Genomic DNA, 18810 nt, shown 5'->3' on the forward strand with positions numbered 1-18810 from the left:
GAGAATCGCTGTTTCCGTGGCCGTCGGCCCGGCCTGACTCAGGCCGGGCCGCGGTTGTCTCGGGGTAGCCGCACGACGAAGGTCGCCCCGCCGCCCGAGGTCCGCCGCACCCGGACCGTGCCGCCGTGTGCGGCGACCAGCGCGGCCACGATGGACAGCCCGAGGCCCGTGCCGCCGCTGCTGCGGGTGCGTGAGGAGTCGGCGCGATAGAACCGCTCGAAGATCCGCGCCGATTCCTCCGTGGACAAGCCGGGGCCGGTGTCGGCGACTTCGAGGAGTACCTCGTCCTGGGCGGGGGTCAGTCGCACCGTGATCGCGGTGCCGTCGGGGGTGTGGGTCCGGGCGTTGTTGAGCAGGTTGGTCAGGATCTGGCGCAGCCGGTGGTCGTCGCCCAGGATCTCCAAGGTGCCCGTGCCGTCGGCGATCTCGAGGGTGATCGGCCGGTGCTCGCCCTGCGCGGCCTCCACCGCGCGAGCGCTGTGCACGGCGTCGCCGGCGATCGCGAGCAGGTCGACCGGCGTCAGGTCGACGGGGCGTTGCGCGTCGAGCCTGGCCAGCATGAGCAGGTCTTCCACCAGCAGGCCCATCCGCTGTGCCTCGTGTTCGATGCGATTCATGAACATCGCCGGATCGCCGGTCGCGCCCTGCCGGTACAGCTCGGCGAAACCGCGGATGGTGGTGAGCGGAGTGCGCAGTTCGTGACTGGCGTCGGCGACGAAACGCCGCATCCTGGCCTCGGATTCGCGCGCGGCGGCCTCGGAGGCCGCGGTCGCGGCGAAGGCCTGCTGGATCTGGGTGAGCATGCTGTTGAGCGAGCGCGAGAGCCGGTCGACCTCGGTGTCGGTGCCGCGCACCGGAACCCGGCGATGCAGTTGACCCTCCGCGATCGCCGCCGCGGTGGCCTCGACCCGGCGCAGCGGCCGCAGACTACCGCGCACCACGAAGTAGGCGGCCACGGCCAGGGCGATCAGCACGATCGCGCCCACCACCAGCTGCAACACGACGAGATTGCGCACGGTCTCGATGTTCTCGGTGAGCGGCCACGCCACGGTCGCGGTCGCGCGATGCCCGTTGACGGTCAGCACGCGCCACTGATCGGTCGAATCGCCCTGTGAGCCGACGGTGACCGGTTGGAGCGCAGGGGGATTCGGGAGGTCAGGAGTGGCGTCGGTGCCGAAGACGTTGTCCAGTGTGATGTTTCGGGTGCCGTCGGTGCTCGCGGCGGTGAGGTAGTACCGTCCCGGCGGCTGCCGGTCCGACGACGGGGTGGGCAGGGGTGGCGCGGGCAGCCCGACCCGGCGCTCCCATTCGATCGCGGCATCGGTCAACTGCTGGTCGGTGCGGTTGCGCAGCGAGTTCTCCATCGCCTTGGTGACGACGAAACCCGAAGCGATCAAACCGAATCCGGCCAGGGCGACCAGCATCAGCACCAGCGTCACGCGCAGCGGGATCGCCGAGAACCTGCGGGCGACGCGGGCGCGCAGACTCATCGCGCGGCCGGCTCCCGCATGACGTACCCGACGCCACGCAGGGTGTGGATCAACCGCTGTTCACCGGTGTCGACCTTCTTGCGCAGATATGACACGTAGGTCTCCACCACGCCGACCTCACCGCCGAAGTCGTAGCGCCACACGTGATCCAGGATGCGGGGTTTGCTGAGGACGCTCCCCGCGTTCACCATGAAATAGCGCAGCAGCGTGAACTCGGTGGGGGACAGGGCGACCGGCTCGCCCGCCTTCCACACCTCGTGGGTGTCGTCGTCGAGTTCGATGTCGGCGAAGCGCAGCCGGGTACTGGCCTGTTCGGGTGCGGTCCGGCCGGAGCGGCGCAGGATCACCCGCAGCCGGGCCACCACCTCCTCGAGGCTGAACGGCTTGGTGACGTAGTCGTCGGCGCCCAGGGTCAGGCCGGTGATCTTGTCCTCGACCTCGTCGCGGGCGGTCAGGAACAGCACCGGCGCGTCGATGCCGTCGGCGCGCAACCGGCGCAGCAGGCCGAAGCCGTCCATGCCGGGCATCATCACGTCGACGATCAGCGCCTCCGGGCGGAACGCGCGGGCCTTGTCCAGGCCCTCGGCGCCGTCGCTCGCCGTCGCTACCTCGAAACCCTGGTAGCGCAGGCTCACCGCCAGCAACTCGACGATCATCGGTTCGTCGTCGACGACGAGCACCCTGGCCTCGGGTGCTTCCGGCACACCGCTCATGGATCTCATGGTCCACCACCCGGCTGGGAGGTGGCTGCCACCACGCTGTGAGGTCGCTGTGAGCGCCTCAGCGCGACTCGCGGTACACGTCCTCGTCCTCGCTGAGCAGGGCCGCCCCGGCGACGTTGCCCTGGGAGAGGGCGTCGAGGAAGGCGCGCGCCCAGCGTTCGACGTCGTGGGTGAGCACCTGGCGGCGCATCGAGCGCATCCGGCGGCGCTTGGTGTCGCGGTCGTCGTCGAGCGCGCCGATGATGGCGTCCTTGACGCTGTCGAGGTCGTGCGGGTTGCACAGGTAGGACTGGCGCAGCTCGGCCGCGGCGCCGGTGAACTCGCTCAGCACCAGGGCGCCGTTGAGGTCGCTGTGGCAGGCCACGTACTCCTTGGCGACCAGGTTCATGCCGTCGCGCAGGGGCGTGACCAGCATGGCGTCGGCGGCGACGAAGAAGGCGATCAGTTCGTCGCGGGGGATCGGGCGGTGCAGGTAGTGCACGACCGGGTAGCCGACCCGGGCGAACTCGCCGTTGATCCGGCCCACCTGGCGTTCGATGTCGCCGCGCATCTTGATGTAGCTCTGCACCCGCTCACGGCTCGGGGTGGCCAGCTGCACCATCACCGTCTCGGCGGGGTCGACCCGGCCCTCCTCCAGCAGTTCCTGCAGGGCGTTGAGCCGGATGTCGATGCCCTTGGTGTAGTCCAGGCGGTCGACGCCGAGCATGATGTTCTTCGGATTGCCCAGCTCGGCGCGGATCTTGGCGGCCCGCTCCCGCACCGACCGGCGCCGGGAGTGTTCGTCGAGCTCGGCGGAGTCGATCGAGATGGGGAACGCGCCGACACGCACCGTGCGGAAGCCGACCTGCACGACGCCCAGCTTGGAGCGCACGCCGATGGTGCCCCGGGAGGTGGGCTGACCGGCTAGTCGGCGGGCCAGGTAGAGGAAGTTCTGCGCGCCGCCGGGGAGATGGAAGCCGATCAGGTCGGCACCGAGCAGGCCCTCGACGATCTCGGTCCGCCACGGCATCTGCATGAACAGCTCGACCGGCGGGAACGGGATGTGCAGGAAGAAGCCGATGGTGAGGTCGGGCCGCAGCATGCGCAGCATCTTCGGTACCAGCTGCAGCTGGTAGTCCTGCACCCAGACGGTGGCGCCCTCGGCGGCCACCTTCGCGGTCTCCTCGGCGAACCGGCGGTTGACCTCGACATAGGCGGCCCACCAGGCCCGGTCGTAGACCGGACGCACGATCACATCGTGGTAGAGCGGCCACAGCGTGCCGTTGGAGAACCCCTCGTAGTAGTCCTCGACCTCCTGCGCCGTCAGCGGCACCGGGTGCAGTTCCAGACCGTCTTCGATGATCGGCTCGACTTCGACGTCCGGGACGCCCGCCCAGCCGACCCACGCCCCCTTGTTGCTGCGCAGTACCGGTTCCAGGGCGGTCACCAGACCACCCGGGCTGCGCTTCCACCTGGTCGTTCCGTCGGGCAGGCGCTCGAGGTCGACCGGCAGCCGGTTCGCGACGACGACGAACCCCGAGCCCGCACCGGTCGGTGTGGCCGCGACGGACTCGCTGTTCTCGGACGGACGGTCGTTGGACTGTTTATCGATCATCTGGTCCACTCACGCATCCTTTGCGCGTCGCAGGGTTCGCTTTGAGGTTGTGGTAGTCGGAGGGTCAGCTGGGGCCGATGCCGAGCATCGACAGCAGCATCCGGCACTCGTCGGCGTCTTCGGCGTATGCCGCGACGACGCGCTGTGCCTGGCGAGCGGTCTCGTCGGCCAGTGGCTCGAGCTCGTCGTCGGCGATGTCGTTGGCGCTGCTCTTGGCGGCCATAGTGGTTCGTCCTCCCGGTTTCCAAACGCTCTGCGTGCGAGTAGTCAATACTATCGGTCGCCCGTGCACGGCCGATGAACTCCCGACCCGATCACCCCACCCCGGTGCAGGGTCGTGGCGGTCCCGTTACCGTGAGTGTCGGACAGCTCAACCCCGCAGAGAGGTTTGTTTCATGCCAGTGGCCACGGTGAACGGCATCGCACTGAACTATCAGGTCAAGGGCGACCGTACCAAGGGCACCGACGTCAAGGGCGGCGGTCCGCTGGTGGTGTTGATCATGGGCACCGGATCGCCCGGTCGGGTGTGGGAACTCCATCAGGTGCCCGCGCTGGTTGCGGCCGGGTACCGGGTGTGCACCTTCGACAACCGGGGTATCGCGCCGTCGTTCGAGGCGCCCGGCGGCATGCGGATCGAGGAGCTGGTCGCCGACACCGCGGCGCTGATCGAATTCCTCGACGAGGGTCCCGCGCTGGTCGCGGGCACCTCGATGGGTGCCCGGGTCGCCCAGGAACTGGCGCTGGCCCGCCCCGACCTGGTCCGCAAGGCCGTGTTCATGGCCGGGCACGGCAGGCTCGACCAGTTCCAGAAGACGCTGTCGGCCGGTGAGCAGGATCTCGACGCCGCCGGTGTGCAGCTGCCCGCCAAGTTCGAGGCGGCGCTGACCGCGGTGATGAATCTGTCGCCGGCGACCATGTCCGACACCAATGCCGCCCGCGACTGGCTCGACCTGTTCGAGTTCACCGGCGGGCCTGCCACGCCGGGCATCCGCGCGCAGCGGGCCATGGATCACGAGTTCAACCGGGTGGCCGCCTATCGCGCGATCACGGTGCCCTGCCTGGCAATCGGCTTCGCCGATGATAGGATGATTCCGCCTTATCTGTCGCGGGAAGTCGCCGACGCCATCCCCGGCGCCAGGTACCAGGAAATCCCGGACACCGGCCACTACGGCTACCTGGAACGCCCCGAGGCGGTCAACAAGATCCTCCTCGATTTCTTCGCGGCTTGACCGCCGAGGCTGAGGTAACCACCTACACGTAACGTCAGCCTTGCTAGGGTCGACACAACGCCCGGGGTTCGCCCCCCGAAGCGATCCCGTACACAGCGCCAGTATCCAGTGAGGTGAAATTGAGCACCAACCCCTTCGACGACGAGGACGGCCGCTTCTTCGTTCTGGTCAACGACGAAGAGCAGCACTCCCTGTGGCCCGCGTTCGCCGAGGTCCCGGCGGGTTGGCGTGTCGTGTTCGGCGAAGAGAGCCGGGCCGCGTGCGTCGAGTACGTCGAGAAGAACTGGACCGATATGCGTCCCAAGAGCCTGCGCGACGCGATGGCCGCCGACGATGCGGCCCGCGCCCAGTCCTGAGCAGTAACACCGATACTGCGCCGGGACCTCGCTGAGCGCGACGGCCGCGTGGCACCTCTACCGATGCCACGCGGCTGCCGCGTCCCGCTATGATGGTCGCTGCCCTTCGGGGCGCCTGTTCGTACCCGCCTCCTTAGCTCAGTGGTAGAGCACCGCTCTTGTAAAGCGAAGGTCGTCAGTTCAATCCTGACAGGGGGCTCTCCCAGAACCCGACCCGGACAACGGGTCGGGTTCTTTGTCGTTCGTGGTGCGCGACGGCAGATCGTGCCCAAGACTTTTGGGGCCGCCTCGCGTCCATGCGCTGCGGTATCTTCCATGCGATCGCCGCACCAGCCGGCGCGCAGAGGGAGACGCTCCACATGTTCGACAAGTCCTTTGCGGCCGCCGTGCTCTCGGTGAGCGCCGCTGCCGTCCTCGCGGCACCGCCCGCCACCGCCGACCCGGTCAACTGGGGCGCCGTTTCCCTCAGCGTGTGGGGCAACGTCTACGCGTTTTCGGTCAACCACCCCACGGAAGCCGACGCGATTCGAGCCGCGGACCGAGCGTGCAAGGGTCAAGGCATCATCGACTGCCGGACGATGGTGACGTTCGCGGACGGCTGCGGTGCGGTCGTGACCAGTCCGCTCGCGATCGTCGCGCGATTCCCGATCGTGGGCTTCGGTAAAGGGGCGAACCCAGGGGAGGCGATCGCGGACGCCACCCGCAACCTCCCCACCGGCACCGGGAGCGCCGGTTCGTTCGATCGTGACCACGCCTGCACCTGGCTGTGATCGACAGGCCGCCGGCTCGGTCCTGACGTGGCTCCGAGTTGTTCGTAGCGCGCGACGGCAGCTCGTGCCCCAGAAAGCAGGGGCGATCGATCCACTCCGAAACAGTGGCGTTTCTCACTAGGCTCACTCGCACGCCGAACCCCGGCGTACCTGTTCGAGAGGGATCCTCGTGAAACGCTTCGCCATCCTCGCCGCCGCGGTCACCGCGTTCGGCGCCGCCTCCACCGGGCTCGCCACCGCGACCCCGGCGCAGTCCGCCTCGGGTCAGCCGACGACGGCCCAGCCGGTCGTCCTGCAGACCGGCTCGGCCGTGATCGACCTGCTCGCCTACTTCGCCGCGGGCTGCTTCGGCAGCTGGAGCCCCGCCCCGCCCCCGCACTGCGTCACGCAGTGACCGCTCGATCCTGACCGGTCAGGCCCCCGACCTGTGCCGACGCGGCGGGGGCCGTACGGTCTGGCCGCCTCAGGCCGGGACGTTGGCCTCGTAGCCGAGTTCCCGGAGGGCGGCCTTGATCTTGGCCTGGGCCTCGTCGAGGGACTCGGGTGTGGGGGCGGTGTCGGCGCCGGAGATGTCGAAGTCGCCCATGGTGTAGGCGGGGAAGACATGGGTGTGCAGGTGGGGGACCTCCAGGCCGGCGATGAGCAGGCCCGCGCGGGGCGCGTCGAAGGCGATGCGGACGGCCTGGCCGATCTTCTGGGCGAGGCCGGTCAGGCGCGCCATGACGGCGGGGTCGACGTCCTGCCACTGGTCGATCTCGGCGCGCGGCACGATGAGGGTGTGACCCTGGGTGACGGGGGCGATGGTGAGGAAGGCGACGAATTCGTCGTCCTCCCAGACGAAACGGCCGGGAAGCTGTCCGGCGATGATCGCGCTGAAGACGGATGCCATAGCGGCGAGCCTAGCTAGATCGCGACGAAATGCGACAGGATGCCCTGCACCTCGTAGATGTCGACCTGGCGGTTGAACCGCTGCCTGACCGGCTCGTTCCCGCTGCCGATCCAGATGTGGAGCTCGGCGTCGAGATCGAAGGTGCCCGCGGTCTCGACGGCGAAATGGGTGATCGAGCGGTAGGGAATGGAGTGGTAGCTGACCTTGCGGCCGGTGACGCCCTGCTTGTCGACCAGGATCAGCCGGCGATTGGTGAACAGCATCGCGTCGCGCACCAGCAGGTAGGCCGAATAGACCTGCTCACCCTGGCCGAACAGCTTGGCGTACTCCTGCTGCGCGGCGGCCGGGTCGATCCGGCCCGCATTGCCCATCATCCCGTCGAGCAGACCCATGCTTGCTCCCCTCGCCTTCCCCGGCGGCTGTGTCGTCGCGCCAGCCCCATTGTCCCCCAAGTGAACCCGATGCGGGTGGTGTGCGCGGGTGAATTCCCGACGCCGGGGCAGGGTTCGGATCCGTCGCCGCGGCCCGGTGACCGCTACCGGATATCGCGACGCGGTAGCGGGCTGGGGCGTGCGCAGCGGGCGTGAAGAGCGCGACTAATCTGTGACCGTGCGCGTACTCGTCATCGGTTCCGGAGCCCGTGAACATGCCCTCGTCCTGGCGCTACGCCGGGATCCGTCGGTGACGGCGGTGATCGCCGCCCCGGGCAATCCCGGCATCGGACAACATGCCGAACTACGTCCGGTCGACCCGTGCGCGGCCGAGGACGTCGTCGCGCTGGCCACCGAGGTCGCCGCCGATCTCGTGGTGATCGGCCCCGAGGTGCCGCTGGTGCTCGGCATCGCCGACGCCGTGCGTGCGGCCGGATTCCCGGTCTTCGGCCCGTCCAAGGACGCGGCCCGGATCGAGGGCTCGAAGGCGTTCGCCAAGGACGTGATGGCGGCCGCCGGTGTGCGGACCGCGCACAGCGAGATCGTCGACACCCCGGCCGACCTGGACGCCGCGCTCGATCGCTTCGGTCCGACCTGGGTCGTCAAGGACGACGGGCTGGCCGCGGGCAAGGGCGTCGTGGTGACCGACGACCGTCGCGCGGCCCGCGATCACGGCGCCGAGCTGCTCGAACAGGGCCACCCGGTGCTGCTCGAGTCGTTCCTGGACGGCCCGGAGGTGTCGCTGTTCTGCCTGGTCGACGGCGAGACCGTGGTCCCGCTGCTGCCCGCGCAGGACCACAAGCGCGTCGGCGACGGCGATTCCGGCCCGAACACCGGCGGCATGGGCGCCTACACGCCGCTGCCGTGGCTGCCCGAGGAGACGCTGACCGAGATCGTCGAGGATGTGGTGAAGCCGGTCGCGGCCGAGCTGGTCCGCCGGGGCAGCTCGTTCTCCGGGCTGCTGTACGCCGGTCTGGCCGTCGGCACCAACGGTCCCGCGGTCGTCGAGTTCAACTGCCGCTTCGGCGATCCCGAGACCCAGGCCGTGCTGGCCCTGCTGGACAGCCCGTTCGCCGAGCTGCTGCACGCCACCGCCACCGGTCGCCTGGCCGAGGTCGAACCGCCGCGCTGGAAGGACGGCTCCGCGATCACCGTCGTGCTGGCCGCCGAGAACTACCCCGCTCGCCCGCGCACCGGTGACGTGATCACCGGCGCCGAGGACGGTGCGCTGGAAGGCGAGACGCTGGTGCTGCACGCGGGCACCGGGCAGCGCGAGGACAAGACGCTGGTCTCGGCCGGCGGCCGGGTGCTCAATGTGGTCGGGGTCGGCGCCGATCTCGCCGAGGCTCGCGAGCGCGCCTACGCGCGGCTCGCCCAGATCAAGCTGCCCGGCAGCCACTTCCGCACCGATATCGGCGCGACCGAGGTGGTCGTCCCGGAGCGCAAAGCGCAGTAGCGCGCGAATCGCGAACGAGGGGCATCGGGTCCGGAGCGGGTCCGATGCCCCTTGTCGTGTCGTCAGGTGAGCTGGAGGCCGTGCGTGGCGAGCCAGGCCTGCGGGTCGACGTGGTTGCCGTTCTGGACGATCTCGAAGTGCAGGTGCGGGCCGGTGGAGTCGCCGCGGTTGCCGATGCGGGCGATCTGCATGCCCGCGGGGACCCGTTCGCCGGGGGAGACGAAGAAGTCGTACATGTGGCCGTAGATGCTGATGGTGCCGTCGTCGTGCCGGATGCGCACCCACAGGCCGAAGCCCTGGGCCGGACCCGCTTCGACGACCGTGCCGTCGGCGACGGCGTAGATGGGGCTGCCGATGGGGGCGGCGATGTCGATGCCGCGGTGCATGGTGCCCCAGCGGGAGCCGAAACCCGAGGTGAACGCGCCCTTGGCGGGCAGACTGAAGCCGCCGAGGGAGGGGGTCGCCCCCGGCGTCACGGTCCCGGGGACCACCGGCGCCCGCGTCCCCATCCAGTCCTGCCACTCGCCCGAGGCCGCGGCCGCCGCCTCGGCCTTCGCGCGCTCGAGGGTGGCGCGGGCCGCCGCCGCGACCACCGCCGCCTCGCGCCGCTTCTCGCCGTTGGCGATGGCGGCGAGCAGGCGCGTCGTCGACTGCGGATTCGGCGCGAGTTCCGGGACGTAGGCGATCGCCACGCGCTGCGCCTCACCGGGCGCCAGCGGGCCACCCTCGACGTCGTCGCCGATCCGCCCGTCCGCCGCCACGACCACCGCCACGATCGCCACACCCGCGATCAGGACGCGCTGCTCGATCAGTACCCGCCGCACCCGATCCCGGCTCGGCCGCCGCGCCCACAGCGCCTCGGCCCGCGCCTTCGGCCGCAGCCAGAACACGGTGCGCACCTCGCCCGCGCGCAGTTCCCCGGCGATCTCGGCGACCGTCGGATGCTCGCCGATCCAGGTCGCCACGCGCTCGCGGACACCGCTCTTCGACGGTAGCTGCTCGCGCCAATTCGCCTGCAGAACACGGCCGTTGATGCTGACTACGCGCTTCCCGGCGCTCGGCGCCGCAGGGGCGTCGAGTGCCCGGGTGCTGTGCTCGGCGGCTGAGGCGCTGGGGTCGTCGGTGGTGACTCGCTGGTGCGCGGTGGTCTCAGCGGCTGCGGGCCGCGCGGCTTCGGCGCGAGGGTCGGTCTCGGTAGCCGCTGGGCTCGCGGCGACGTCGGCCGCCTGCGCGTTCGGCCCGGCGGGAGAGTTGTCCTCGACCGGCGACGCCACGACACGATCCACTGTGTCCGTCTTCGCCCGCCGCACTCGCCCCGCCGTCCTTACCCACTCCATGGTGCCCCCGCGACCCTGCCCCGACGCGGCCTAACCCGCTGCGCCGGTGGCTGCGTCTTCGCTGTCGGAGCCATTCTGCCGACCATATCTGTCAACGCGCGCAATCGGGTGCTCTACCGTCACTCGGGTGTCCAGAGAATCGCGCCGGTCGACCATTCCCCCTTTCTACGTGATGGATGTGTGGAAAGCCGCTGCTGAACGGGCCAGGTCGCACGGAGACGTGCTGGTGCTGGCGGCGGGACAGCCCTCGACGCAGGCGCCGGCACCGGTGCTGCGGGCGACCAAGGCGGCGATCGAGCACGAGCTGCTCGGGTACACCGAGACGTTCGGCATCCTGCCGCTGCGCGAGGCGATCGCCGAGCACCACCGGGAGACCTACGGCTACGACGTGCACCCGGACGAGGTCGTGGTGACCACGGGGTCCTCGGGGGCGTTCACGCTGATCTTCCTGGCCGCCTTCGACGCGGGCGACACCGTGGTGGTGGCCCGGCCGGGATACCCGGCCTACCGCAACACCCTCACCGCGCTCGGCTGCGAGGTGATCGAGCTCGACTGCGGCCCGCAGACCCGCTTCCAGCCGACGGTCGCCATGCTCGAGGCACTGCCGGAGCCGCCCGCGGGCCTGGTGGTGGCCAGCCCGGCCAACCCGACCGGCACCATGATCGACCCGGCCGAGCTGGCCGCGCTGGCGCGCTGGTGCGAAGACCACGGCACCCTGCTGATCTCCGACGAGATCTATCACGGCATCACCTTCGACGACGCGACGCCGACCGCCTCGGCCTGGGAGTTCTCCCGCGCGGCGGTGGTGATCGGCTCGGTGTCGAAGTACTTCTCGATGACCGGCTGGCGGCTGGGCTGGATGCTGGCCCCCGCCGACCTGCGCCCGGCGCTGCAGCGGCTGGCGTCGAACATGACGGTGTGCCCGCCCGCCATCTCCCAGTACGCCGCCGTGCACGCGTTCGGCGCGGAAGCCAAGGATGAGCTGGACGGCCACGTCCGCCGGTACGCGCGCAACCGGGCGCTGTTGCTGGAGGGTCTGCCGAGTATCGGCATCACCGAACTCGCCCCCGCCGATGGCGCTTTCTACGCCTATGCCGATATCGGTCACTTGACCAACGATTCCCGGGCCTGGTGTGCCGAGGTGCTCGAGCACACCGGCGTCGCGCTGGCACCCGGTCTCGACTTCGACACCGTGCACGGCATTCGCACTGTTCGCTTCTCCTTCGCCGGCGCCACCGACGACATCGCCGCAGCGCTGGACCGGTTGGGAAGGTTCCTGAAGGGCTGATCGGCCGCGCTGTCAACAGTGATGTGCGACAACAACTTTGCCTAGTACGAACACTTCCGTGCCGGGATGCGGTAAAACTCAGTTATCCCGATTTCCCGCGTTTCCCCGATGACGATTGCGCACGGTTGAACTGATGATGACTGGCACGATGGCACGGTGACCACCGCGACGACCCCGAAAGGCGAACGGCGTCGCCAGGCCCTGGTGGCGGCGGCGGCTGAACTGTTGCTCGAAGGCGGCTTCGACGCTGTACGACATCGCTCGGTGGCGTCGCGGGCCGATCTTCCGCTCGCCTCGACCACCTACTACTTCGAATCTCTGGAAGATCTGATCGCCCGGGCCGTCGAATTCAGCGGCGCGATCGAACTCGACGCCATGCGTCGCCGGGTCGGTGAGGTCAGCCATCGCAGGCGCGGTACCGACGCGACCGTCGACCTCGTCCTCGACCTGCTCGTCGGCCCCGACGACAGCGACCTCGACGCGCGCGGCCAGCTGATCGCGCGCTACGAGCGCTCGGTGGCCTCGGCCCGGCATCCCGAGTTACGCGAGGTCCAGCTCCGACTACGCACGCAGCTCGAAGAACTGCTCGCCGACGTGCTGCGCCGCTCCGATCGAGTGGTGCGCCCCGAGCAGTTGCGCAGGCTGGTCGCCGTGGTGGACGGCGCGGTGGTCGCCGCGCTGATCGAGGGTCACCCGGAGCCGAGGCGGCCCGCACGGGCCGGTCTGCTGGAGATGATCGACATCGTCGCCCCGCCCGTGGTGCCCAACATGATGCCCCAGCAGCTGGAACGGGCGCGGCAACTAGACTGAGTGTTCGTGAGCCTTGTCCCGAACGTCCTCGCCACCCGATACGCCAGCCCGGAGCTCGTCGCGCTCTGGTCGCCCGAGAACAAGATCGTGCTCGAGCGCAAGCTGTGGCTCGAGGTGCTGCGGGCGCAGTCGGCACTCGGCATCGATGTCCCCGCGGGTGTGCTCGACGACTACGAGCGCGTGCTCGAACACGTCGACCTGGCCTCGATCGCCGAGCGTGAGCGGGTCACCCGCCATGACGTGAAGGCGCGCATCGAGGAGTTCAACGCGCTGGCCGGGCACGAGCACGTGCACAAGGGCATGACCAGCCGCGACCTCACCGAGAACGTCGAACAGCTGCAGATCCGGCTCTCGCTCGAGTACGTCTACGACCACGGTGTCGCGATCGCGGCCCGGCTGGCCGAGCGCGCCGCGGAGTACCAGACGCTGGTGATGGCGGGCCGCTCGCACAACGTCGCCGCGCAGGCGACCACCCTGGGCAAGCGCTTCGCCTCCGCCGCCGACGAGGTGCTCGTCGCGCTGACCCGCCTGCGCGAGCTGATCGACCGCTACCCGCTGCGCGGCATCAAGGGCCCGATGGGCACCGCCCAGGACATGCTCGACCTGCTCGACGGCGACGCGGGCAAGCTGGCCGCGCTCGAGCAGCAGGTGGCCACGCATCTCGGCTTCGCGAAGGTCTTCACCAGCGTCGGCCAGGTCTACCCGCGCTCACTCGACCACGACGTGCTCTCGGCGCTGGTGCAGCTGGGCGCCGGGCCGTCGTCGTTCGCGCACACCATCCGGCTGATGGCGGGCCACGAGCTGGTCACCGAGGGCTTCCAGCCCGGCCAGGTCGGGTCCTCGGCGATGCCGCACAAGATGAACACCCGCTCGTGCGAGCGCGTCAACGGCCTGCAGGTCGTGCTGCGCGGCTACGGCTCGATGGCGGCCGAGCTCGCGGGCGCGCAGTGGAACGAGGGTGACGTGTTCTGCTCGGTGGTGCGCCGCGTCGCGCTGCCGGACGCGTTCTTCGCCGTCGACGGCCAGATGGAGACCTTCCTGACCGTGCTCGCCGAGTTCGGCGCATACCCGGCGGTGGTCGCCCGCGAGCTCGACCGGTACCTGCCGTTCCTGGCCACCACCCGCATCCTGATGGCGGCGGTGCGCGCGGGCGTCGGTCGCGAGACCGCGCACGAGGTCATCAAGGAGCACGCCGTCGCGGTGGCGCTGGCCATGCGCGAGCAGGGTCGCGAGCCCGACCTGCTGGACCGGCTCGCCGCCGACGACCGGATGCCGCTGGACCGCGCCGCGCTCGATGCCGCGCTGGCCGACAAGTCCGCGTTCATCGGTGCCGCGTCCGACCAGGTCTCCGAGGTCATCGCGCAGGTGCAGAAGCTGGTCGAGGCCAACCCCGAGGCCGCGCGCTACACGCCGTCGCCGATTCTCTGACGCACGGTGCGTGTCAGCCCGCCGCTGTCGCTGTTCCAGCACCGGCGGCGGGCGATCGCACGGCGGCTCCTGGCGCGGTTTCGCTACCGTACCCGGGTGAATCCGTACACGATCTTCGCCGACATCATCGCCGGGCAGGCGCCCGCCTCCAAGGTCTACGAGGACGATGATGTGCTGGCGTTCATGGACATTCGTCCGGTGACGCCGGGCCATGTGCTCGTGGTCCCGAAGGCGCCCGCGCCGAGCCTGGCCGATCTCGATCCCGCCCTCGGCGGCAAGCTGTTCCAGGTCGGGCAGCGGATCGCGGCCGCGTTGCGGGCCAGCGAAGTGGCCGCCGACGGAGTGAATTTCTTCCTCGCCGACGGCGTCACCGCCGGGCAGGAGATCTTCCACGTGCACCTGCACGTGATCCCGCGGACGCCGGGCGACGGCTTCGGCCTGCGGGCGCGCCCGACCTCGCCCGCGCGCGCCGATCTCGACTATCTGGCCGGGTCGATTCGCGGCGCCCTGTCCCGCTGACCTGCCTTTCCGGGCGAACCGGTCATTGCATACCGGTAAGTTTGCTGAAGAAACGCCCGAATCGCCGAATGCTCTCAGTTCGTTCACCTGTGGGTTACTTTGGACTGTCATTGGCATGCGGTAATGGAGGGTGGGACGTGCGTCGTACAGGTGTTGCTGCTTCAGTGCTGGCTTTCGCCATCGCGTTGATCGGACCCGCGGTGGTGAACCCCGCCCCCGCAGCTGCTGCCCAGATCGTCGGGGTGAACAACCTCAGCCCCACCCGCACCGCGATCACGGTCGCCTCGCCCGCGATGGGGCGCAATATCGACCTGCAGGTGCTGCATCCGGCGGGCGGCGGCTCGCGCTCGACCTACTATCTGCTCGACGGCCTCGACCCCGGAATCGGCCAGAGCACCTGGACCAACGCCACCGACGCCGAGGCCTTCTTCCGGAACAAGAACGTCAATGTGGTCATGCCGACCGGCGGGCAGGCCAGCTACTACTCCGACTGGATCTCCGACGACCCGCGCTTCGGCCGGTACAAGTGGGAAACGTTCCTCACCCAGGAGCTGCCCGGCCTGATCGACGCGGAGTTCGACGGCAACGGGGTCAACGGCATCGGCGGCCTGTCCATGGGCGGCAACGCGGCCTACATCCTGGCCGCCCGGCACCCCGGGCTGTACCGGGCCGTCGCCGGCTACAGCGCGTGTCCCGACAGCGCGATGGCCGCGGGCGCGATCATGTTCTCCATCGCCAACCGTGGCGGCAATCCGCTCAACATGTGGGGCGCGCCCGGCAGCCCCGAGTGGGCCTCGCACGATCCGGCCCTGATGCTCGAGGGTCTGCGCGGCAAGGCGCTGTACATGTCCACCGGCACCGGCATTCCCGGCCCGCACGAGGCCGAACTGAAGCCGCAGCTGGCGGAGAACATCTTCCTCGGCGGTCCCATCGAACTCGGCGTCAACACCTGTATGGTCGCCTTCGACCAGCGGCTGCGCGGCGCGGGCATCGGTGCCAAGATCGACTACCACCCGGTCGGCACCCACTCCTGGTCCTACTGGCAGGACGCGCTGCACGCCTCCTGGCCGACCATCGGCCCGGCGCTGGGGGCCTGAGAGTTCTTCCACGCGGCCCGGTTCGACGGCTTTTCCAGCCCGAGAGCCGGGCCGCGCCGCGTTCCGGGCTACCTGGTCCGGCGCCGGAGCACGACACCGGCGAGCACGCCGATCACCGAGAGCCCGGCGATGATCAGCACGTAACCCGCGGGGAAGCCCAGGATCTCGACATACTCCCGGCGCACCACCCGATCGCGGACGGTGTCGTCGTTCGCGGCGGGGCCGAAGGCGAAATCGGTGGTGATGGCCGCGGGCCGGGGAATGCTGACGGCGAGTTCGGTGAGGTAGGACTTGCCCGCCGCGAGGGCTTTCAGGTCGGGATCGGTGAGTTCGGCGACGGGGGCGGCGAATTCGGTGATGGTGGATTGTGTGGCGGTGTCGGCGTCGGTGCGCGTCACCCGGTGGTCGCCGAAGACGTAGAGGTGCACCGACTGGTGGCCGGTGGCCGCCGCGGACATGCGCATCGGATAGACGAGCCGGTCCGAGTCGAAGGTCAACCGGACCGGATCCAGCGCGCCGGAGAGCGGTTTCGCGCTGGTCAGGCGCATGGCCACGAAGGACCAGCCCTCGCGGAGATAGGGGTCGAGGGTGGCGCTGACCTCGGGGCGCAGTTGATAGCCGTTGGCGTCCAGCCATTCCCGGACGCCGGTGAGGTCGCCGCCGCGCAGCGTCGTCGCCTCGAGCGGGCCGAGTTGGACCTGTCCGAGTACCTCGGGCCCGGAGCCGGGCGCGGCGCCGGAGGTGTCACCGGAGGAGTAGTCGCTGCCGAACCAGCGGTGCTCGGTGACGACCTCGGGCGCGGTCAGCCGGGACAGCTCGCTGAACGAGGCCGCGGTGCCCGCCGAGACCGTCGCCGGTGTCGGTGTGGGGACGATCAACGCCGCGTCGTCGCCGTCGAATTGCATTCCCAGGCGCATGAGCACGGTCTCGCGGGTACCGTCCCACCCGAGCACCGCCGTCTCGCTGTCGACCCGCGCCGAGTTCCCGCCGCTGACCACGCCACCGCACGCACAGGCGGTCGCGGGAGTCACCGCCGCGGACCCCGCCGCCAGCACCACCCCGACACTCACGACGAACGATCGAATCGCGTACCGCATCCCCATGCGAGCAGGCTACGCACCCACCGGCGCGCGCACATGCGCAGAAATACTCAGCCGGGCGGGCCCGGCCCGGTGGCGGCCCCGGCCGAGTTGGCGGGCCCGGCCGCAAAGGTCCGGCTACGGTGGACCCATGGCTGGCGAGAATGAGACGGTGTCGGCGCCGATCGCGAAGAAGGTGCCCTTCGAGCGGGTGCATCACGGCGACACGTTCGTCGACGAGTACGAGTGGCTACGGGACAAGGAGAATCCCGAGGTCATCGCGTACCTGGAGGCCGAGAACGCCTTCACCGAGGCGCAGACCGACCAGTTGCAGCCGCTGCGGGACAAGATCTTCGACGAGATCAAGGCGCGGACCCAGGAGACCGACCTGTCGGTGCCGACCCGGCTGGGCCAGTACTGGTACTACTCGCGCAGCTTCGAGGGCAAGCAGTACGGCGTGCACTGCCGCTGTCCCATCGCCGCCGAGGCCGAGGGCATCGACGCGTGGACCCCGCCGCAGCTCGAGGTCGAGACCGCGATCGCGGGCGAGGAGGTGCTGCTCGACAGCAACGTGCTGGCCGAGGGCCTGGACTTCTTCGCGCTCGGCGCGTTCTCGCTCAGCCACGACGGCACCCTGCTGGCCTACTCCGTCGACAGCACCGGCGACGAGCGCTACACCCTGCGGATCAAGGATCTGCGCACCGGTGAGCTGCTGCCCGACGAGGTGGCGGGCGCCGCACCGGGCGCGACCTGGTCGCTGGACGGCACGCACATCTTCTATCAGACCGTCGACGAGTCCTGGCGGCCCGACACCGTGTGGCGCCACCGCGTCGGCACCGCCGCCGACGCCGACGTGACGGTGTTCCACGAGCCCGACGAGCGCTACTGGGTGAGCGTCGGTGCGACCCGCTCCGAGAAGTACCTGATGATCTGGCTCGGCTCCAAGATCACCACCGAGGGCTGGGTGCTGGAGTCCGACAACCCCGAGGGCGAGTTCCGGGTGCTGCTGGAGCGCCGCGAGGGTGTGGAGTACTCGGCCGAGCACGCGGTGATCGGCGGCGAGGACCGCTTCCTGATCCTGCACAACGACGTGGTCGACGGCGTGAAGGCGGAGAACTTCGTCCTCGCCGAAGCGCCTGCCACCGATCCGTCGGACATGACGATCCTGATCGGGCACCGCGAGGACGTGCGGCTCGAGGACATCGACGCCTTCGCCAACCACCTGGTGCTCGGCTACCGCCGCGACGCGCTGCCCCGCCTGTCGGTGTGGCCGCTCACCGCGGAGGGCTACGGCGAGCTCACCGAACTCGACTTCGGGCTCGAATTGTTCTCCGCCGGTGCGGGTTCCAGCCCGGAATGGGAACAGCCGACGCTGCGGGTCGGCGTCACCTCCTTCATCACCCCGATGCAGGTGTTCGACTACGTGCCCGCCACCGGTGACCTGCTGCTGCGCAAGGAGCAGCCGGTGCTCGGCGGCTACGACGCGAACGACTACGAACAGCACCGGGATTGGGCGGTCGCCCACGACGGCACCCGGATCCCGATCTCGATCATCAAGCGGCGCGGGCTCCCGGCGGGCCCGAAGCCGATGCTGCTCTACGGTTACGGCTCCTATGAGGCCAGCATCGATCCGTCGTTCTCGGTCTCGCGGCTGTCGCTGCTCGATCGCGGCATGGTGTTCGCGGTGGCGCACGTGCGCGGCGGCGGTGAGATGGGCCGGCTCTGGTACGAGCACGGCAAGACACTGCTGAAGAAGAACACCTTCACCGACTTCGTCTCCTGCGCCGTGCATCTCATCGACAGCGGTGCCACGGCGGCGGATCGGCTGATCGCCGACGGCGGCAGCGCGGGTGGCCTGCTGATGGGCGCGGTCGCCAATCTGGCGCCGGAGCTGTTCACCGGCATCCTCGCCAACGTGCCGTTCGTCGACCCGCTCACCTCGATCCTGGACCCGTCGCTGCCGCTGACGGTGATCGAATGGGACGAGTGGGGAAACCCGTTGGCCGACAAGGACGTCTACGAGTACATGAAGTCGTACTCGCCGTACGAGAACGTCGAGGCCAAGGACTACCCGGCGATCCTGGCGATCACCAGCCTCAACGACACCCGCGTGCTCTACGTCGAACCGGCCAAGTGGATCGCCAAGCTGCGCGCCACCAAGACCGGCGACAGCGAGCTGCTGCTCAAGACGGAGATGAGCGCCGGCCACGGCGGTGTCAGCGGGCGCTACGAGAAGTGGAAGGAAGTCGGCTTCGAGTACGCCTGGGTCCTGGACAAGGTCGGTCTGGCGGACGCGTAGCTGAGCGAGCACCGGC

19 protein-coding genes and 1 tRNA gene are annotated in these 18810 nt (G+C 69.6%); 12 read left to right on the plus strand and 8 right to left on the minus strand.

The window, feature by feature from the left end; genetic code table 11:
• Window positions 1-38: 38 nt before the first annotated feature.
• The 4 genes from Q7X29_RS05185 to Q7X29_RS05200 form a co-directional block, all read right to left on the minus strand.
• Window positions 39-1490, minus strand: coding sequence for a sensor histidine kinase (locus tag Q7X29_RS05185; RefSeq protein ID WP_218718720.1), 1452 nt, complete (start codon window positions 1488-1490; stop codon window positions 39-41).
• Window positions 1487-2203 carry a response regulator transcription factor gene (locus tag Q7X29_RS05190; RefSeq protein WP_218718721.1) on the minus strand — a complete coding sequence of 239 codons (717 nt, stop codon included), beginning with the start codon at window positions 2201-2203 and terminating at the stop codon, window positions 1487-1489. The genes Q7X29_RS05185 and Q7X29_RS05190 overlap by 4 nt, the downstream gene beginning before the upstream one ends.
• Window positions 2204-2270: 67 nt before the next feature.
• The gene (locus Q7X29_RS05195; protein WP_218718722.1) at window positions 2271-3806 is read right to left on the minus strand and encodes an alpha,alpha-trehalose-phosphate synthase (UDP-forming); all 1536 of its coding nucleotides are present in this window, start codon (window positions 3804-3806) and stop codon (window positions 2271-2273) included.
• 64 nt (window positions 3807-3870) lie between these two features.
• Complete coding sequence (locus Q7X29_RS05200; RefSeq protein WP_019044795.1) at window positions 3871-4029, minus strand: hypothetical protein; 159 nt, start codon at window positions 4027-4029, stop codon at window positions 3871-3873.
• A gap of 172 nt (window positions 4030-4201) precedes the next feature.
• Here Q7X29_RS05200 and Q7X29_RS05205 point away from each other — a divergent pair, with 172 nt between their 5' ends.
• The 5 genes from Q7X29_RS05205 to Q7X29_RS05225 all read left to right on the plus strand — a co-directional run bounded on the left by Q7X29_RS05205 (window position 4202) and on the right by Q7X29_RS05225 (window position 6555).
• The gene (locus Q7X29_RS05205) at window positions 4202-5035 is read left to right on the plus strand and encodes an alpha/beta fold hydrolase (RefSeq protein ID WP_218718723.1); all 834 of its coding nucleotides are present in this window, start codon (window positions 4202-4204) and stop codon (window positions 5033-5035) included.
• Between the two features lie 119 nt (window positions 5036-5154).
• Window positions 5155-5391 carry an MbtH family protein gene (locus Q7X29_RS05210; RefSeq protein WP_022565839.1) on the plus strand — a complete coding sequence of 79 codons (237 nt, stop codon included), beginning with the start codon at window positions 5155-5157 and terminating at the stop codon, window positions 5389-5391.
• A gap of 127 nt (window positions 5392-5518) precedes the next feature.
• Window positions 5519-5590: transfer RNA gene (locus tag Q7X29_RS05215), tRNA-Thr, on the plus strand.
• 160 nt (window positions 5591-5750) lie between these two features.
• Window positions 5751-6161 (plus strand): DUF4189 domain-containing protein, encoded by a 411-nt coding sequence (locus Q7X29_RS05220; RefSeq protein WP_316573417.1) that lies wholly within the window; start codon window positions 5751-5753, stop codon window positions 6159-6161.
• Between the two features lie 169 nt (window positions 6162-6330).
• Window positions 6331-6555, plus strand: coding sequence for a hypothetical protein (locus Q7X29_RS05225; RefSeq protein ID WP_316573418.1), 225 nt, complete (start codon window positions 6331-6333; stop codon window positions 6553-6555).
• 69 nt (window positions 6556-6624) lie between these two features.
• On the opposite strand, the gene Q7X29_RS05230 is transcribed toward Q7X29_RS05225, so the two are convergent.
• Both Q7X29_RS05230 and Q7X29_RS05235 read right to left on the minus strand, forming a co-directional pair.
• Complete coding sequence (locus tag Q7X29_RS05230) at window positions 6625-7050, minus strand: HIT family protein (protein ID WP_316573419.1); 426 nt, start codon at window positions 7048-7050, stop codon at window positions 6625-6627.
• Window positions 7051-7064: 14 nt separating this feature from the next.
• Window positions 7065-7442, minus strand: a complete 378-nt coding sequence (locus Q7X29_RS05235) for a PH domain-containing protein (RefSeq protein ID WP_218718727.1) — start codon at window positions 7440-7442, stop codon at window positions 7065-7067.
• Between the two features lie 217 nt (window positions 7443-7659).
• Here Q7X29_RS05235 and purD point away from each other — a divergent pair, with 217 nt between their 5' ends.
• Window positions 7660-8937 carry a phosphoribosylamine--glycine ligase gene (purD, locus tag Q7X29_RS05240; RefSeq protein WP_218718728.1) on the plus strand — a complete coding sequence of 426 codons (1278 nt, stop codon included), beginning with the start codon at window positions 7660-7662 and terminating at the stop codon, window positions 8935-8937.
• Window positions 8938-8999: 62 nt separating this feature from the next.
• On the opposite strand, the gene Q7X29_RS05245 is transcribed toward purD, so the two are convergent.
• Window positions 9000-10211: a M23 family metallopeptidase gene (locus Q7X29_RS05245; protein WP_316573420.1), complete on the minus strand. Its 1212-nt coding sequence runs from the start codon at window positions 10209-10211 to the stop codon at window positions 9000-9002.
• A 190-nt stretch (window positions 10212-10401) separates the two neighbouring features.
• Between Q7X29_RS05245 and Q7X29_RS05250 the strand changes: the two genes are divergently transcribed.
• The 5 genes from Q7X29_RS05250 (at window position 10402) to Q7X29_RS05270 (ending at window position 15416) form a co-directional block, all read left to right on the plus strand.
• Window positions 10402-11562 (plus strand): pyridoxal phosphate-dependent aminotransferase, encoded by a 1161-nt coding sequence (locus Q7X29_RS05250; RefSeq protein WP_316573421.1) that lies wholly within the window; start codon window positions 10402-10404, stop codon window positions 11560-11562.
• Between the two features lie 156 nt (window positions 11563-11718).
• A complete protein-coding gene (locus Q7X29_RS05255) occupies window positions 11719-12372 on the plus strand; it encodes a TetR/AcrR family transcriptional regulator (protein ID WP_218718730.1) in 654 nt (217 codons plus the stop codon).
• 6 nt (window positions 12373-12378) lie between these two features.
• On the plus strand, window positions 12379-13800 hold the full coding sequence (gene purB, locus Q7X29_RS05260) for an adenylosuccinate lyase (RefSeq protein WP_218718731.1): 1422 nt from the start codon (window positions 12379-12381) through the stop codon (window positions 13798-13800).
• Between the two features lie 96 nt (window positions 13801-13896).
• On the plus strand, window positions 13897-14319 hold the full coding sequence (locus Q7X29_RS05265; protein WP_218718732.1) for an HIT family protein: 423 nt from the start codon (window positions 13897-13899) through the stop codon (window positions 14317-14319).
• A 164-nt stretch (window positions 14320-14483) separates the two neighbouring features.
• Window positions 14484-15416 (plus strand): alpha/beta hydrolase, encoded by a 933-nt coding sequence (locus Q7X29_RS05270; RefSeq protein WP_218718733.1) that lies wholly within the window; start codon window positions 14484-14486, stop codon window positions 15414-15416.
• Window positions 15417-15484: 68 nt separating this feature from the next.
• On the opposite strand, the gene Q7X29_RS05275 is transcribed toward Q7X29_RS05270, so the two are convergent.
• Entirely contained in the window at window positions 15485-16519 is a 1035-nt protein-coding gene (locus Q7X29_RS05275) for a DUF2330 domain-containing protein (RefSeq protein ID WP_316573422.1), read from the minus strand.
• Between the two features lie 127 nt (window positions 16520-16646).
• Here Q7X29_RS05275 and Q7X29_RS05280 point away from each other — a divergent pair, with 127 nt between their 5' ends.
• The gene (locus Q7X29_RS05280) at window positions 16647-18794 is read left to right on the plus strand and encodes a S9 family peptidase (RefSeq protein WP_218718734.1); all 2148 of its coding nucleotides are present in this window, start codon (window positions 16647-16649) and stop codon (window positions 18792-18794) included.
• The last annotated feature ends 16 nt before the right edge of the window (window positions 18795-18810 follow it).

It is taken from the genome of Nocardia canadensis (genome assembly GCF_032656385.1).
Lineage (GTDB): Bacteria > Actinomycetota > Actinomycetes > Mycobacteriales > Mycobacteriaceae > Nocardia > Nocardia canadensis.

Coding starts and splice junctions, on each gene's coding strand:
- Q7X29_RS05280 (WP_218718734.1), top strand. CDS start 16,647: ATGGCTGGCGAGAATGAGACGGTGTCGGCGCCGATCGCGAAGAAGGTG.
- Q7X29_RS05185 (WP_218718720.1), bottom strand. CDS start 1,490: ATGAGTCTGCGCGCCCGCGTCGCCCGCAGGTTCTCGGCGATCCCGCTG.
- Q7X29_RS05220 (WP_316573417.1), top strand. CDS start 5,751: ATGTTCGACAAGTCCTTTGCGGCCGCCGTGCTCTCGGTGAGCGCCGCT.
- Q7X29_RS05190 (WP_218718721.1), bottom strand. CDS start 2,203: ATGAGCGGTGTGCCGGAAGCACCCGAGGCCAGGGTGCTCGTCGTCGAC.
- Q7X29_RS05275 (WP_316573422.1), bottom strand. CDS start 16,519: ATGGGGATGCGGTACGCGATTCGATCGTTCGTCGTGAGTGTCGGGGTG.
- Q7X29_RS05230 (WP_316573419.1), bottom strand. CDS start 7,050: ATGGCATCCGTCTTCAGCGCGATCATCGCCGGACAGCTTCCCGGCCGT.
- Q7X29_RS05200 (WP_019044795.1), bottom strand. CDS start 4,029: ATGGCCGCCAAGAGCAGCGCCAACGACATCGCCGACGACGAGCTCGAG.
- Q7X29_RS05235 (WP_218718727.1), bottom strand. CDS start 7,442: ATGGGTCTGCTCGACGGGATGATGGGCAATGCGGGCCGGATCGACCCG.
- Q7X29_RS05195 (WP_218718722.1), bottom strand. CDS start 3,806: ATGATCGATAAACAGTCCAACGACCGTCCGTCCGAGAACAGCGAGTCC.
- Q7X29_RS05205 (WP_218718723.1), top strand. CDS start 4,202: ATGCCAGTGGCCACGGTGAACGGCATCGCACTGAACTATCAGGTCAAG.